This is a genomic window from Salmonella sp. SAL04214, from assembly GCF_046550615.1.
Taxonomy (GTDB): domain Bacteria; phylum Pseudomonadota; class Gammaproteobacteria; order Enterobacterales; family Enterobacteriaceae; genus Salmonella; species Salmonella enterica.
Window position 1 is genome coordinate 70,044 of record NZ_JBGDXT010000007.1, and the last position, 15,337, is coordinate 85,380.

The window sequence follows — 15,337 nt, forward strand, 5'->3', positions numbered from 1 at the left end:
TTATGAGTATGCGTGTTTCATTTACGGCCAGGAACGCTGATGATGACAACATTACTCCCTCTTTTCCGGGTACCTACATCATTCACTCCCTTTGACGGCGAGCGCTTCATCGGCGTCTGTTCGTCGGCTGGCCCCTTTTCTTTTTTCATTCTTATCCCGAATGGAAACCCCCGCTGAGCGCACGCCCGGCGGACTTTGTGACACGCATGGTTAGACAACAGGGATTACGGCGGGTCGATTATGGACAAAATGAAGCGTCATCTGGTGTGGTGGGGAGCGGGGATTCTTGTGGCGGTGGCCGCGATAGCCTGGTGGATGCTGCGCCCTGCGGGAATACCGGAGGGGTTTGCCGCCAGCAACGGCAGAATTGAAGCCACCGAAGTGGATATTGCCACTAAGATTGCCGGGCGTATTGATACCATCCTCGTTTCGGAAGGGCAGTTCGTTCGTCAGGGCGAGGTGCTGGCGAAAATGGATACCCGCGTATTGCAGGAGCAGCGGCTGGAGGCGATTGCGCAGATTAAAGAGGCCGAAAGCGCGGTTGCCGCCGCCCGCGCCTTGCTGGAGCAACGCCAGAGTGAAATGCGCGCCGCGCAGTCGGTCGTCAAACAGCGGGAAGCTGAGCTGGACTCCGTCTCTAAACGTCACGTGCGTTCTCGTTCGCTGTCGCAGCGTGGCGCGGTATCTGTACAACAGTTAGATGACGATCGCGCGGCGGCGGAAAGCGCGCGCGCCGCCCTGGAGACCGCCAAAGCGCAGGTATCTGCGGCAAAAGCGGCGATTGAGGCGGCGCGTACCAGTATTATCCAGGCGCAAACGCGCGTGGAAGCGGCGCAGGCGACCGAGCGGCGTATTGTCGCCGACATCGACGACAGCGAATTAAAAGCGCCGCGCGATGGACGTGTGCAGTACCGCGTTGCGGAGCCGGGCGAAGTGTTATCGGCTGGCGGCCGGGTGTTGAACATGGTCGATCTCAGCGATGTTTATATGACATTTTTCCTGCCGACCGAACAGGCGGGGTTGTTGAAGATCGGCGGCGAAGCGCGACTGGTGCTGGACGCCGCGCCGGATCTGCGTATTCCGGCGACGATCAGTTTTGTCGCCAGCGTGGCGCAGTTCACACCCAAAACCGTGGAAACCCACGATGAACGGCTGAAGCTGATGTTCCGCGTCAAAGCGCGTATTCCGCCAGAGCTGCTGCGACAGCATCTGGAATATGTCAAAACCGGTTTGCCGGGAATGGCCTGGGTTCGTCTGGATGAGCGCGTGCCCTGGCCTGACGATCTGAACGTGAGGTTGTCGCAATGACGTCACTGACGCTGGTGCCTGTTCCTCCCGTGGCGCAGCTTGAGGGGGTGAGCCAGCATTACGGAAAAACGGTCGCGCTGAACAATATCACGCTGGACATTCCCGCCCGTAGTATGGTCGGGCTGATTGGTCCGGACGGGGTGGGTAAGTCGAGCCTGCTGTCGCTGATTTCTGGCGCGCGGGTGATTGAGCAAGGGAGCGTTATCGTCCTGGGCGGCGATATGCGCGATGCGAAACATCGCCGCGACGTCTGTCCGCGCATCGCCTGGATGCCGCAGGGGTTGGGGAAAAACCTTTATCACACGCTATCGGTTTATGAGAACGTCGATTTTTTCGCTCGTCTCTTTGGTCATGACAAAGCTGAACGCGAAGCGCGTATTACCGAGCTGCTGAACAGCACCGGCCTGGCGCCGTTTCGTGACCGTCCTGCCGGGAAGCTGTCCGGTGGGATGAAACAAAAGCTGGGGCTGTGCTGTGCGCTGATTCATGACCCGGAATTGCTGATTCTTGATGAGCCTACCACCGGCGTGGACCCGCTCTCCCGCGCTCAGTTCTGGGATTTAATCGACAGTATCCGCCAGCGCCAGACCAATATGAGCGTGTTGGTCGCAACGGCCTATATGGAAGAGGCGGAGCGTTTTGACTGGCTGGTGGCGATGAATGCGGGCGAGATACTGGCAACCGGCAGCGCGCAGCAACTGCGGGCAAAAACCCATAGCGCGACGCTGGAACAGGCGTTTATCGCCCTGTTGCCAGAAGCGCAGCGCCAGGCGCATAAGCCAGTGGTGATCCCCCCCTATCACGCTGAGCAGGAAGAGATTGCCATTGAGGCGAAAGATCTGACCATGCGCTTCGGTAAGTTCGTCGCGGTTGACCATGTTAATTTCCGCATTCCGCGCGGCGAGATTTTTGGCTTCCTCGGTTCAAACGGTTGCGGCAAATCGACCACCATGAAAATGCTGACCGGTCTGCTTCCCGCCAGCGAAGGCCAGGCCTGGCTATTTGGCCAGCCGGTAGACCCGAACGACATCGATACCCGTCGCCGGGTCGGGTATATGTCGCAGGCTTTTTCGCTCTATAACGAACTCACCGTGCGGCAGAATCTGGAACTTCATGCCCGCCTGTTTCATATTCCGCCAGCGGAGATCCCGGCGCGCGTCGCGCAGATGATCGAACGCTTTATGCTAACGGAGGTGGAAGATACGCTCCCCGCTTCGTTGCCGCTCGGTATCCGCCAGCGTTTATCGCTGGCGGTAGCGGTGATCCATCGCCCGGAAATGCTGATTCTTGATGAGCCAACGTCCGGCGTTGATCCGGTCGCCAGGGATATGTTCTGGCAGCTTATGGTCGATCTTTCGCGTCAGGATAAGGTGACGATTTTTATCTCGACCCATTTTATGAACGAAGCGGAACGTTGCGACCGAATGTCATTGATGCACGCCGGTAAAGTGCTCGCCAGCGGTACGCCGCAGGAATTGGTGCAACAGCGGGGCGCGGCCAATCTGGAGGCGGCGTTTATTTCCTGGCTACAGGAAGCTGCGGGAGCGGCGCCTGAAACCCCAATACCGCCATCCCAGACGCCCGCCGCGTCAGGTAAACCGTCGCGGCAGGGATTGAGCTTCCGGCGTTTGTTCAGCTACAGTCGCCGCGAAGCGCTGGAGCTACGCCGCGATCCGGTACGTTCCACGCTGGCGCTGCTGGGAACGGTAATTCTGATGCTGATTATGGGCTATGGCATCAGTATGGACGTGGAGAATCTGCGTTTTGCCGTACTCGACCGCGATCAAACCGTCAGCAGCCAGGCATGGTCGCTCAATCTGGCGGGATCGCGCTATTTTATCGAACAGCCGCCGCTCGCCAGCTATGACGAGCTTGACCGGCGGATGCGTTCGGGAGAGCTGGCGGTTGCCATTGAGATCCCGCCTAATTTTGGCCGCGATATTGCTCGCGGTACGCCAGCGCAGATTGGCGTCTGGGTGGATGGCGCCATGCCCAGCCGCGCCGAGACGGTGAAGGGGTACGTTCAGGCGATGCACCAAAGCTGGCTGCAGGAGGCGGCAAGTCGTCAGCCGAACCCGGTTAAACAGACCGGGCTGCTCAACATTGAAACGCGCTATCGTTATAACCCGGATGTGAAAAGTCTGCCCGCTATCGTTCCGGCGGTCATTCCGCTGCTGCTCATGATGATCCCGTCAATGCTTAGCGCCCTGAGCGTGGTGCGGGAGAAAGAGCTGGGGTCGATGATTAATCTGTACGTAACGCCGACGACGCGCAGCGAATTTTTGCTGGGTAAACAACTGCCGTATATCGCGCTGGGTATGCTGAACTTCTTGCTACTGTGCGCGCTGTCGGTCTTTGTGTTCGGCGTGCCGCTGAAAGGCAGCTTTCTCACGCTTACCCTCGCGGCGCTACTTTACGTCATCATCGCCACCGGTCTGGGGCTGCTGATCTCCACGTTTATGAAGAGCCAAATCGCCGCTATTTTTGGGACGTCGATTATTACCCTCATTCCGGCAACACAATTTTCCGGCATGATCGATCCGGTGGCTTCGCTGGAAGGACCGGGAAGATGGATCGGCGAGATCTACCCGACCAGCCATTTTCTGACGATCGCGCGCGGGACGTTTTCCAAAGCGTTGGATCTGTCCGATCTCTGGCCGTTATTTATGCCGTTACTGATTGCCGTCCCGGTGGTGATGGGTCTGAGCATTCTGCTGCTGAAAAAACAGGAGGGGTAATGCACGGATTACGTAATATTTATAACCTCGGAGTCAAAGAACTGCGCAGTCTGCTGGGCGACAAAGCGATGCTGGCGCTGATCGTCTTCGCCTTTACGATTTCGGTTTACTCCTCCGCTACCGTCCTGCCCGGTTCGTTGCATCTTGCCCCTATCGCCATCGCCGATATGGATCAGTCACAGTTGTCGAACCGTATTGTGAATAGTTTTTACCGCCCGTGGTTTCTGCCGCCGGAGATGATTACGGCAACGGAAATGGATGCCGGACTGGATGCCGGACGCTATACCTTTGCGGTCAATATTCCGCCGAATTTCCAGCGTGATGTGCTGGCCGGACGTCAGCCTGATATTCAGGTTAACGTCGATGCGACGCGCATGAGCCAGGCGTTTACCGGCAACAGTTATATCCAGAATATTATTAGCGGCGAGGTCAACAGCTTTGTGGCGCGCGCGCGGGGAGATAACGTTCAGCCGGTGTCGCTGGAGATTCGGATGCGCTTTAACCCGAATCTGGACCCGGCGTGGTTTGGCGGCGTGATGGCGATTATCAACAACATTACCATGCTGGCGATAGTGCTGACCGGATCGGCGCTGATCCGCGAGCGAGAACACGGCACGGTAGAGCATCTGTTGGTGATGCCGGTCACGCCCTTTGAGATCATGATGGCAAAAGTATGGTCGATGGGGCTGGTCGTGCTGGTGGTTTCCGGTTTGTCTTTGATGCTGATGGTGAAAGGCGTACTTGGCGTACCGATTGAAGGATCGATCCCATTGTTTATGTTGGGCGTGGCGCTGAGCCTGTTCGCCACCACTTCAATTGGGATTTTTATGGGCACCATCGCCCGTTCGATGCCGCAGTTGGGGTTATTAATGATTCTGGTACTGTTACCGCTACAAATGCTTTCCGGCGGTTCCACGCCGCGCGAAAGTATGCCGCAGGCGGTGCAGGATATTATGCTGACCATGCCGACGACGCATTTTGTCAGCCTTGCCCAGGCTATTCTTTATCGCGGCGCAGGTTTGAGTATCGTCTGGCCGCAGTTCCTGACCCTGCTGGCGATAGGCGGCGTGTTCTTCCTGATAGCGCTGTTACGCTTCAGAAAAACGATTGGCACAATGGCGTAAACATTATTGCCGGATGGCGGCTGCGCCTCATCCGGTCTACAAACGACAGACGTGCGAGCGTAGGCCGGGCAAGCGAAGCGCCCCCGGTAAGGCGCTGGGGCGTTAGTCTTCTTTCGGCAAACACTGCAAGTGGCCGTGGCGCACGCCGCGCTGGGCGATAACATCATCGGCAAAATGCTGTACGTCGCCCATATCGCCCTTCAGAACGGCGATCTCCAGACAGTCATCGTGGTTGATATGGACGTGCAGCGTGGCGACGGATAAATCATGATGATGATGCTGGGTGGAGACGATGCGGCTGGCTAAATCCCGTTTCTCATGTTCATAAACATATGAAAGTACCGCGAAACCCTGTGTACCGTGTTCCTGGGTGGCCTCCTGCGCCAGAGCGCCGCGCAGAATATCACGGATCGCTTCGGAGCGATTGTTATAGCCGCGTCGCTGGCTCAGGCTGTCCAGCGTTTCCAGTAAATCGTCATCGAGGGTGATGGTGACACGTTGCATCTGACTTAAACCTTTTGGTATGGCGCGTCGGCGCATGGGAAGCTCCGCATTTTGTAACACACGTCCGCCGCCAGAGGGAAAAATTAATGTGTCATAACGCTTTTGTTATCGTCTGCGGCGTCAGCGTAAACGGTGTGGGGGTACAGACTGCCAGACTGAGCGTATCGAGCTGACACTGGCTGACCGACAAGGCAGAGGGCAACGTGCTGTCCACGCTGACGATTTGCCAGGCGCTGCCGCCGCGTTGTTTTACGATGGCTTCTTTACGCGTCCAGATACGCCAGAATGCCGCCAGTTGTCGCTCCGGACGTTCCGCTTCCATTTCAGCATGTTCGCCGAGGCTGAATACCGCATTTGCCAGCGAACGCCAGTTATCGCGCGGGCGGATCACTTCAATATCGCAGCCGACTTCACCTTCGTCGCTAAGCAACAGAGCAATAGTGTCGCCGCTATGGCTGAGGTTAAACCACAGCGGCGTTCCGGCGGAAAAAGCCGGTTTACCCTGTTCGCCATACACCATCTCCGGTAGCGGCGAGAGCGCACGGGAAAGCAGCACGCGCCCGGCCAGCCAGCTTGCCCGGCGAACGCCCTGCGGCGCCTGAGCGATTAACGCGTCGGGCAATTGACCTGCGCTTAATGTTGACACTTTTCCCAGAACGATCTGGTACATATCAGGACCAACGTTGCCTATGAAGAAGAGGAGATTGTAGCATCTGTCGCCTCATCCCGGTAAACGGCTTTTCGGTCGGCCTGGCCCCAGTAAGATCGCCAGTTTGCTGCCGCCTTTAGTGGTTTCCATCCAGATTTTGCAGACGCTGGTCAAAGGAACGGACAAGAGCATCCCGACCGGGCCTAATAGCCATCCCCAGACCAATAACGAAAGAAATACCACCAGCGTGGACATTCCCAGACGATGGCCCATCATGCGTGGCTCCATAATGTTGCCAATCACCATATGGACCACCAAAAAGAGCGCGCCGACCAGTACGCACTCGTAAAAACCGTTAAATAACAGCGCCTGAATCATGGGGGGAACGGCGGAAATCACCGAGCCGATATTAGGAACGTAATTGAGCAAAAAGGCCAGTACGCCCCACATTAGCGCAAACTGAATACCCATTAACGCCAGCCCCAGCCAGATAATCGCGCCCGTCCATAAACTGAGCAGCGTTTTCAGCGCCAGATAATGCGAGACGCCTTTCAGGGCGCGGTGCAGGCCGGCAATATGGATTTGTGGATTGTTAAGCGCGAAACGTAATTTATAAGGCACGTGACGCACCTCAAACAGCATAAAAACCACGGTCATCACCAGTAGCACAATGCTTGCCATCGCGCCCGATACGCCGGTCATTAATGTTGTGGTGAAGAGCATGATTTTATCGGAATCCATCCCGCGGAGCATACGTTCCGGCGACATATGTAAATTCAGGAAGGGCATTAACTCCTGAAGGTGTAAGACTTTACGCGTCAGCTCCTTGCTGTATTTAGGCAGCATCGCGATAAATTCATTAAGCGATGCGGCAAGCACACCCACCAGCGCGGTAAGCACGATCAGCATGACGACCACCACAATAGTAATCGCCAGCGGTCGCTTCACGCCCCGACGAATAAACCAGGTCACTAATGGATTAAGAACAATGGCAAAAAAGAGCGCCAGCAAGAGTTGTACAATAATATCCGCCGCGGCATGAATCCCGGCGAGAATAATAACCAGGGAGGCCAGTTTCAGCAGAATATGCATACCCGTTTTGTCGGGTTGAGCGGTTGCCATGAAGTTTTCCTTGTTGTGTTTTTTTCTAAGTGTAGCGGCTGCCCTGATACCGATAATCTGAATCTCACTACTGATTTTCACCGCGCGCCATGATAGAAAAGAAAACATGTTGTAAAAATGCGGTGATACTCATGCCCGAACCCGTCGCTGAACCGGCGCTAAACGGATTGCGCCTCAATCTGCGTATTGTCTCCATTGTGATGTTTAACTTTGCCAGCTACCTGACCATCGGCCTGCCGCTCGCCGTCTTGCCCGGCTATGTGCATGATGCGATGGGATTCAGCGCGTTCTGGGCGGGGCTTATTATCAGCCTGCAATACTTCGCCACTCTGTTAAGCCGTCCCCATGCCGGGCGGTATGCGGATGTATTAGGGCCGAAAAAAATCGTTGTCTTTGGCTTATGCGGCTGTTTTTTAAGCGGACTCGGCTACCTGCTGGCGGATATCGCCAGCGCCTGGCCGATGATCAGTTTGTTGCTACTGGGGCTGGGTCGCGTGATTTTGGGGATTGGGCAAAGTTTTGCCGGCACCGGTTCGACACTATGGGGCGTCGGCGTCGTCGGGTCGTTGCATATTGGTCGGGTCATCTCCTGGAACGGTATCGTCACCTACGGCGCAATGGCGATGGGCGCGCCGCTGGGCGTGCTGTGTTATGCCTGGGGCGGGTTACAGGGACTGGCGCTAACGGTGATGGGCGTGGCGCTGTTGGCGGTACTGTTAGCCCTTCCACGTCCGTCGGTGAAGGCGAACAAAGGCAAGCCGCTGCCGTTTCGCGCGGTGCTGGGGCGTGTCTGGCTGTATGGTATGGCGTTGGCGCTGGCCTCGGCAGGGTTTGGCGTCATCGCGACGTTTATTACCTTATTTTATGATGCTAAAGGCTGGGATGGCGCCGCTTTTGCGCTCACGTTATTTAGCGTCGCGTTTGTCGGCACGCGTTTGCTGTTCCCTAACGGCATCAATCGTTTAGGCGGGTTGAATGTCGCCATGATCTGCTTTGGCGTGGAGATTATTGGTCTGTTACTGGTGGGAACGGCAGCCATGCCGTGGATGGCAAAAATCGGCGTTTTACTCACGGGGATGGGGTTTTCGCTGGTCTTTCCGGCGCTGGGCGTGGTGGCCGTCAAAGCCGTGCCGCCGCAGAACCAGGGCGCGGCGCTGGCGACCTATACCGTCTTTATGGATATGTCTTTGGGGGTTACAGGGCCGCTGGCGGGGCTGGTGATGACCTGGGCGGGCGTGCCGGTGATTTATCTGGCGGCGGCCGGGCTGGTAGCGATGGCGCTATTGCTGACCTGGCGCTTAAAAAAACGGCCTCCGTCTGCACTGCCGGAGGCCGCATCATCGTCGTAAAGGTTATTTAACAACCAACGTATTGATGATGTTTTCAGCCGTGGTTTGCGCTTTTTGCTGATTGTCCGCAGGCAGCGTGACCTGAATCGTCAGCAATTGGTTATCCACTTTGCCCAGCACGATGGAAGAGTACGCCGTCTGGCCCTTCGCGGAGATAATGCTGTCCAGTTGTTGCAACGTATGGCCTTTGAGCTCAATAGACTTATTGGTGACCACCTGAAGCTGCGGGTCGCGGCTACGCTGTTGCTCAAGCAGGCGGTTCGCCAGCACCGGCAACGCTTCATCGGTATTATCGCCGACGATAACAATCACCGCTTTCTGGCCCGTCGGGTCAGAATAAACGTGCATATTATTCGCCTGGGTGCCCAGCTTACCGCTTTGATCGGTCATATCCGCCGGCAGTGAGAAACTGAGTTTGCCATCCATCAGGCTGATGGGCTGACCGGAGGCCTGGCTTTCTGCGGCGGCGCTTTCTGCCGACGCTTTTGTATCGTTGTTATCACAGGCCGCAAGCCCCATAACCAGCAGGCCAATACCGGCATATTTAACCAAATTGCGCATTGACTTCTTCCTTTCGATAAACGGCCATAACGGCTCATTCGCTCATCTTATCACAACTCGGAAAACGAACCTTTAACTTGCCGGTAATGGGGAAATTTCAGATTTATCTGCCAGCTTTTTCAGCAACATATTCAGTAGAACGCCGTACATCGGCAGGAAGAAAATAATGCTGATGAGCACCTTAAAGCAATAATCCACCAGCGCAATTTCCATCCAGTGCCCGGCCATAAAGGCATCGGGGCTTCGCCAGAACGCAATGAAGAAAAAGGCAAGGGTATCGCTGATATTGCCAAACAGCGTTGAAGCGGTCGGCGCCAGCCACCAGCGACGATTTTGGCGCAGGCGGTTAAACACATGGACATCAAGGATCTGTCCCAGCGCGTAGGCCATAAAGCTGGCGGCGGCGATACGGGCGACAAACAGATTAAAGTTCGCCAGCGCGGCGAAACCTTGCCAGGCGCCCATATAGAACAGCGATGACACCACATACGACACCAGCAGCGCGGGGATCATGACGGCGAAGATAATGCGGCGCGCCAGCGGTGCGCCAAAAATACGCACGGTAAGATCGGTGGCGAGAAAAATAAAAGGAAAACTAAACGCGCCCCAGGTCGTGTGGAAACCAAAAATAGTGATGGGGAGCTGCACCAGATAGTTACTGGAAATGATCACCAGTAAATGGAATAGCGATAGCCAGAACAACGCTTTTATGCGCTGTGATTGTGTAAACGGAGTCATATTGTGACCTTTTTGTTGGATGGGGTGAGGGAACCCAATAAAGAACCGCCGCATAATACTGTTTTGCGCTGGCATTGCAATGGCTAATTTTCACGCAATCGTTAACCTGCCTGGCTTACTGACGAAGATGGGCGTAAAATATCGCCGTTTTTCTACCATTGAGACGAAGATGAGCGATCTGTTTTCCTCCCCTGACCATACGCTTGACGCCCTGGGGCTGCGTTGCCCTGAACCGGTAATGATGGTGCGCAAAACGGTGCGCAACATGCAAACTGGCGAAACATTGCTGATTATCGCCGACGATCCGGCGACGACGCGTGATATTCCGGGGTTCTGTACCTTTATGGAACACGATTTGCTGGCGCAAGAGACGGAGGGTCTGCCGTACCGCTATTTATTGCGTAAAGCGCATTAACCGCACGGCAGATAACATTCTGATTAGAAGCTTTCCCAGTTCGCCTGTTCTGCGGCGGGCTGTGGCGTTAAGCCTTTGCTTAACGGCGTCGGCGACGCCTCCCGACGAGGCTGTTTCTGGATGCGGAACGCGGCGACCGCCTGACGAAGTTCGTTAGCCTGATCTTCCAGCGCCGCCGCCGCTGCTGCGGATTCCTCTACCAGCGAGGCGTTTTGCTGCGTCACGCTGTCCATTTCCGATACCGCCTGCGCCACCTGCTCAATGCCTTTGCTTTGCTCATCGGAGGCAGAGGCGATTTCGCCCATAATATCGGTCACGCGAGTCACGGCGTTGACGATCTCTTTCATGGTTTCTCCCGCTTCGCGTACCTGCGTAGAGCCGGTATCAATGCGCGACACGGAGTTTTCAATCAGCACTTTGATCTCTTTGGCGGCCTGCGCGCTACGGCTGGCCAACGTGCGTACCTCTCCGGCCACAACCGCGAATCCTCGCCCCTGTTCGCCGGCGCGGGCGGCTTCTACCGCGGCGTTCAGCGCCAGGATATTAGTCTGGAAGGCGATACCGTCAATCACGCTGGTGATGTCCACGATTTTTTCCGAGCTTTCGGCGATATCGTTCATGGTGCTCACTACGTTATCCACCACGCGTCCTCCTTTACGCGCGGTTTCTGATGCGGTTTTCGCCAGACCCGTCGCCTGTCGTGCGTTATCGGTGTTTTGCCGTACCGTGGCGGTTAACTGTTCCATGCTGGCGGCGGTCTCCTCCAGCGCCGAGGCCTGCTGTTCGGTACGGGAAGAGAGGTCGCTGCTACCGGCGGAAATTTCGCCTGCGCCAGTATAGATAGAGTCTGCGTTATCGCGCACCGCGCTGACGGTACGGATTAACGACTGCTGCATCGTTTTGAGACCGGCGGCCAGTTGGCCCATTTCACTGCGTCCTTCGGCCTCTATCTCATGGGTAAGATCGCCGTCGGCGATAGTTTGAATGTGCGCCATAATCCGTTGCAGCGGGCGGAGTAGAACGCGTTGCAGCCCCAGCCAGATAAACGCCAGCACGATGAGTACGATAAGTAGAATTATCCCCAGCGTCCATTGCATCTGGGTAAAACTGCTCTGGTTCTGATCGCTGGCTAATTTTATTAATTGCGCATTTTGAGAGAGCCACTGGTCATATACCTGCTCCATGTCATCCTGCGCTTTTTGCGCGTCAAGGTTGCCATAGGCGGCGTAATTATCGGCTTTAAGATAGTGGATAGACTGCTGCAAAACGTCATACATCTGCTTAAAGCTGGCTTCGGCCTGGGCATCCAACGCCGGATCTTTGCCTGCGATCGCTTCGGAGTTCACGTAGTTGTTGAAATGCTTTTCCGCTTCGTTGAGCGACGCGCCAGCGTTGGTTAACAGCGTGTTCATGGCGTCCAGCGAGGCGGGATCGCGCTGATTTTTTAACATGCGTATCGCCACGCGGTTAATGGTGACGCGGGTTTCGATCAATGTCTGAAAACTGCCGCCCAGTTCCTGTTGTTGGTAACTCAGCGCGCTCGCATTCTGGAAATTCAGCCGATCGCTGCTGACGGCGGAATAAAACAGTATTCCTGTCACCAGCAATAAGGCGCTAAATATGCCCAGCGTCGCGATAACGCCGGTGATGACTTTGATATTTTTCATAGTGCCTAACATTCCTTATTTTGTAGACGGTATGATCAATATCGGTTGGATAAAAATTAACCTTACATCAAATCACGCTATTTCTGATTAATGGTTTGATAAGTAATAGAAAATAAATAATTTTCGCGTGAATAATATGAACAAAGAAAGGAATATCGCGGGATAACCCGGCGACACGCCGCCGGGTGGGAGAAGATTAGTTTTTACGCAGCAAACGTAGCGCGTTGGCGGTCACCAATACCGTGGCTCCCGTATCCGCCAGGATTGCCAGCCATAGCCCGGTAAAACCCAGTAGCGTCGTCACCAGGAAAATGGCTTTCAGCCCCAGCGCAATGGTGATGTTCTGCCGGATATTCGCGTGGGTAGCGCGCGCCAACGTAATCATCTGCGCTAACCCGCGCAGACGGTTATGAGTAAGGGCGGCGTCAGCCGTTTCCAGCGCGACGTCAGTACCGCTGCCCATCGCAATTCCGATACTAGCGGCTTTCATCGCGGGCGCATCATTAATGCCGTCGCCCACCATCGCCAGCGGCGCTTGTTGGTTAAGGGCGGTGACTGCCCGCACCTTGTCTTCCGGCAGTAGTCCGGCTTTAAATGCCAGATCCAGCTCGCCGGCAATCGCTGCCGCCGCCCGTGGGTTATCGCCGGTCAGAATCACGCCGTTAACGCCTAACTGATGCAGGTCGCGGATGGCGTCGCGCGCATCGTCACGCAATGTATCCTGGAGGGCGAGGACGCCAAGTACGGTCTCGTTACGTAGCACCAGAACCACCGTCTGCCCGGCGTTTTCCAGTTCGCTAATTTGCCCGGCAAACGCTGCCGCAGGCTGTTTTCCCGCCGCGCAAATCAGAATACGTTCGCCGTTAACCTGCGCTTCAATCCCGGTGCCGGCCAGCGTTCGCTGCGATTCCGCCGTCGGGATCGCCAGATCGCGTGTCTGCGCTTCGCGGACAATAGCCTGTGCCAGCGGGTGCGTAGCGCCTTGTTCTACGGCTGCCGCCAGCGCCAACAGTTCAGCTTCGCTGATACCGCTTGCCGGATGAATCGCCGTCACCCGTGGTTTACCGATGGTCAACGTACCGGTTTTATCAAAGGCGACCTGCGTGATACGGCCCAGTTGCTCCAGCGCTGCGCCGCCTTTAATCAATGCGCCGCGCCGTGCCGCCGCCGCCAGCCCGGAGGTAATGGCCGCGGGCGTGGAGATCACCAGCGCGCACGGGCAACCGATGAGCAGCAGCGTCAGCCCTTTATAAATCCACTCCTGCCAGCCGCCATCGAACATCAGCGGCGGAATAAGCGTCACCAGCAGCGCGATGACCATAATGACTGGCGTATAGATGCGGCTGAAACGGTCAATAAACCGCTCAATGGGCGCACGGCGCTCTTCCGCCTCTTCAATCAGCGTCAGGATACGGTCAATCGCGCTGGCGCCAGGTTCAGATAGCACCTCCAGGGTGACGAGACGGTCAACGCTGGTCGCGCCTGCCGGGACTTTGTCGCCCGTTGCGCGCTCCACCGGGATAGACTCGCCGGTGAGCGCGCTTTCATCAAAGCTGGCGAAACCGGAAACCAGTTTACCGTCGGCGGGTAAACGCCCCCCGGCGGCGACTTCGATAATATCGCCCGGTCGCAGGGTATTAATAGCGACCTCTTCCCGCACGCCGTCGCGCAGACGGGTCGCCGTTTCCGGTTTAAGCGCCATTAACGCACTGACGCCTTTACGGGCGCGGCTGGCGGCCCATCCTTCCAGGCGCTCGCCGATGAGGAACAGCAGCAATACCATTGCTGCCTCCGCCGTCGCGCCAATAAACAGCGCGCCAATGGCGGCGACGCTCATCAGCGTTTCAATAGCGAACCAACTGCCGCTTTTCATCAGCCGCAGCGCCTGGCGGGCAATAGGATACAGACCGACCAGGGTGGTGGCGATAAAGGCCAGTTGGCCGAACGGGTGGTTAAATTGCTCCAGCCCCCAGCTTATCGCCATCATAATGATCAGCGTAATAAGCGGCAGGTTCTCTTTAAGACGAGATTCAGGTGCGGCGTCGCGCGAATCTTCACTACGCAAGGTATAACCCGCCTTCTGTACGGCGCGTTCAATTTGCGCGCGGAGGTCGGTGTCGGCATCGACCACTAACTTTTCGGTGGCGAACAGCACTTGCGCCTGGTTGACGCCGCGAATTTGGCGTACCGCATTCTCCACTTTTCGGGCGCAGGCGGCGCAGTCCATGCCGGAGATTTTCCAGGTATAGCGCGTGCCTGCCACGGCAGTAGAAACAGGCGCGCTGGACGCGCAATGTTCTTCGCAGCAGCAGCTATCGGCCTTCTGTATTGCCGGGGCTAATCTGAAGGAGGTAAAGGGCGGGACTTTTTTGCCATCGGTATCAGGGGTCGACATAACGTCCTCCGGTTGATGATAATTTTCTCATTAACCGGAGGATACACTCTGGAGTCGACTCCAGAGTCAAGCGCTATTATTTACAGGTACAGCGAGCGAACAATCAGGAAGTGTCCGGCAAAGTAGCAGGCGGCGGCAATCGCGTTATCCGCCCGGAAACGGCGGCGGTAATGGCTACCCAGCCAGACGATATTGCCGATGAACAGCAGCGTCGCGCCGGTAAAGGCCGAAAGGGCTGGCGCCGTTGGGCGGAAGAACCACAGTTCGCCCGCCAGCCAGACCATGACCAGCGTCATGGCGATAAAAGTACATACCGGCCAGCGTAGCTCCTCCAGTCGCGTCCAGATAACGGCGATAAGCAACGCGCCGACTATCAGTAACGCCAGCGGCAGCGGCCAGAAGAACGACAACGTCATTTGGCTGGCAAAATAAATGGTGTAGAGCAGATGCGATAAGAAAAATGCCCCGACGGCGTACAGCAGGCGTTGACGCGGCAAGAGCGTTAACGCATCGCCGACCAGCGAGGCGCACAGTCCGGCCAACACAAGATAACTGATGGCGTCAAACATCGGCGCTTGCCAGGCCAGTAACAGCAATAGTAATAACGTGACGGGCTTAAAAACCCAGCGTTGCCAGGCTGGCCCGCGATAGGAGGCGTCCACATACAGCCATGCGGACAGGCAGACAGCGATAAACGACCAAAGCATCTTAATTCCTTGAATTCGTTATTTTTTCGCAAACGGTATGCTTGCGGCTCTATTATTCAG

13 protein-coding genes are annotated in these 15,337 nt (G+C 56.2%); 5 read left to right on the plus strand and 8 right to left on the minus strand.

All coding sequences use genetic code 11. The features are described 5' to 3' along the window. Positions 1-240 precede the first annotated feature (240 nt). From ACLJQD_RS13460 to ACLJQD_RS13470, 3 genes are read left to right on the plus strand one after another with little or no spacing between them, the layout of a single operon-like run. A complete protein-coding gene (locus tag ACLJQD_RS13460) occupies positions 241-1,308 on the plus strand; it encodes an HlyD family secretion protein (protein WP_000359837.1) in 1,068 nt (355 codons plus the stop codon). After that, positions 1,305-4,046: a ribosome-associated ATPase/putative transporter RbbA gene (gene rbbA / locus ACLJQD_RS13465; protein ID WP_017441616.1), complete on the plus strand. Its 2,742-nt coding sequence runs from the start codon at positions 1,305-1,307 to the stop codon at positions 4,044-4,046. The genes ACLJQD_RS13460 and rbbA overlap by 4 nt, the downstream gene beginning before the upstream one ends. Next, the gene (locus ACLJQD_RS13470; RefSeq protein ID WP_017441615.1) at positions 4,046-5,170 is read left to right on the plus strand and encodes an ABC transporter permease; all 1,125 of its coding nucleotides are present in this window, start codon (positions 4,046-4,048) and stop codon (positions 5,168-5,170) included. Before rbbA ends, ACLJQD_RS13470 begins: the two co-directional genes overlap by 1 nt. Positions 5,171-5,272: 102 nt before the next feature. On the opposite strand, the gene nikR is transcribed toward ACLJQD_RS13470, so the two are convergent. From nikR to ACLJQD_RS13485, 3 genes are all read right to left on the minus strand, one after another. Beyond that, positions 5,273-5,674 carry a nickel-responsive transcriptional regulator NikR gene (gene nikR, locus ACLJQD_RS13475; RefSeq protein WP_001190057.1) on the minus strand — a complete coding sequence of 134 codons (402 nt, stop codon included), beginning with the start codon at positions 5,672-5,674 and terminating at the stop codon, positions 5,273-5,275. A gap of 91 nt (positions 5,675-5,765) precedes the next feature. Continuing rightward, entirely contained in the window at positions 5,766-6,344 is a 579-nt protein-coding gene (acpT, locus tag ACLJQD_RS13480; RefSeq protein ID WP_000284366.1) for a 4'-phosphopantetheinyl transferase AcpT, read from the minus strand. A 51-nt stretch (positions 6,345-6,395) separates the two neighbouring features. Continuing rightward, the gene (locus tag ACLJQD_RS13485; RefSeq protein ID WP_000179589.1) at positions 6,396-7,445 is read right to left on the minus strand and encodes an AI-2E family transporter; all 1,050 of its coding nucleotides are present in this window, start codon (positions 7,443-7,445) and stop codon (positions 6,396-6,398) included. Between the two features lie 89 nt (positions 7,446-7,534). On the opposite strand from ACLJQD_RS13485, the gene ACLJQD_RS13490 reads away from it, so the two are divergent. Next, positions 7,535-8,794, plus strand: a complete 1,260-nt coding sequence (locus tag ACLJQD_RS13490) for an MFS transporter (protein WP_001576500.1) — start codon at positions 7,535-7,537, stop codon at positions 8,792-8,794. 3 nt (positions 8,795-8,797) lie between these two features. Here the strand turns inward: ACLJQD_RS13490 and ACLJQD_RS13495 are convergent, their stop codons facing one another. Both ACLJQD_RS13495 and ACLJQD_RS13500 read right to left on the minus strand, forming a co-directional pair. Further along, a complete protein-coding gene (locus ACLJQD_RS13495) occupies positions 8,798-9,355 on the minus strand; it encodes a DcrB family lipoprotein (RefSeq protein ID WP_001245278.1) in 558 nt (185 codons plus the stop codon). A gap of 72 nt (positions 9,356-9,427) precedes the next feature. Beyond that, positions 9,428-10,093 carry a 7-cyano-7-deazaguanine/7-aminomethyl-7-deazaguanine transporter gene (locus ACLJQD_RS13500; RefSeq protein ID WP_000187489.1) on the minus strand — a complete coding sequence of 222 codons (666 nt, stop codon included), beginning with the start codon at positions 10,091-10,093 and terminating at the stop codon, positions 9,428-9,430. A 169-nt stretch (positions 10,094-10,262) separates the two neighbouring features. Here ACLJQD_RS13500 and tusA point away from each other — a divergent pair, with 169 nt between their 5' ends. Further along, positions 10,263-10,508 carry a sulfurtransferase TusA gene (gene tusA / locus ACLJQD_RS13505; protein WP_001541054.1) on the plus strand — a complete coding sequence of 82 codons (246 nt, stop codon included), beginning with the start codon at positions 10,263-10,265 and terminating at the stop codon, positions 10,506-10,508. Between the two features lie 23 nt (positions 10,509-10,531). On the opposite strand, the gene tcp is transcribed toward tusA, so the two are convergent. From tcp to ACLJQD_RS13520, 3 genes are all read right to left on the minus strand, one after another. Further along, positions 10,532-12,175 (minus strand): methyl-accepting chemotaxis citrate transducer, encoded by a 1,644-nt coding sequence (gene tcp / locus ACLJQD_RS13510; RefSeq protein WP_000789682.1) that lies wholly within the window; start codon positions 12,173-12,175, stop codon positions 10,532-10,534. Between the two features lie 196 nt (positions 12,176-12,371). Further along, positions 12,372-14,570, minus strand: coding sequence for a Zn(II)/Cd(II)/Pb(II) translocating P-type ATPase ZntA (gene zntA / locus ACLJQD_RS13515; RefSeq protein ID WP_017441614.1), 2,199 nt, complete (start codon positions 14,568-14,570; stop codon positions 12,372-12,374). A gap of 80 nt (positions 14,571-14,650) precedes the next feature. Next, on the minus strand, positions 14,651-15,277 hold the full coding sequence (locus ACLJQD_RS13520; protein WP_000964735.1) for a lysoplasmalogenase: 627 nt from the start codon (positions 15,275-15,277) through the stop codon (positions 14,651-14,653). Positions 15,278-15,337 lie beyond the last annotated feature (60 nt).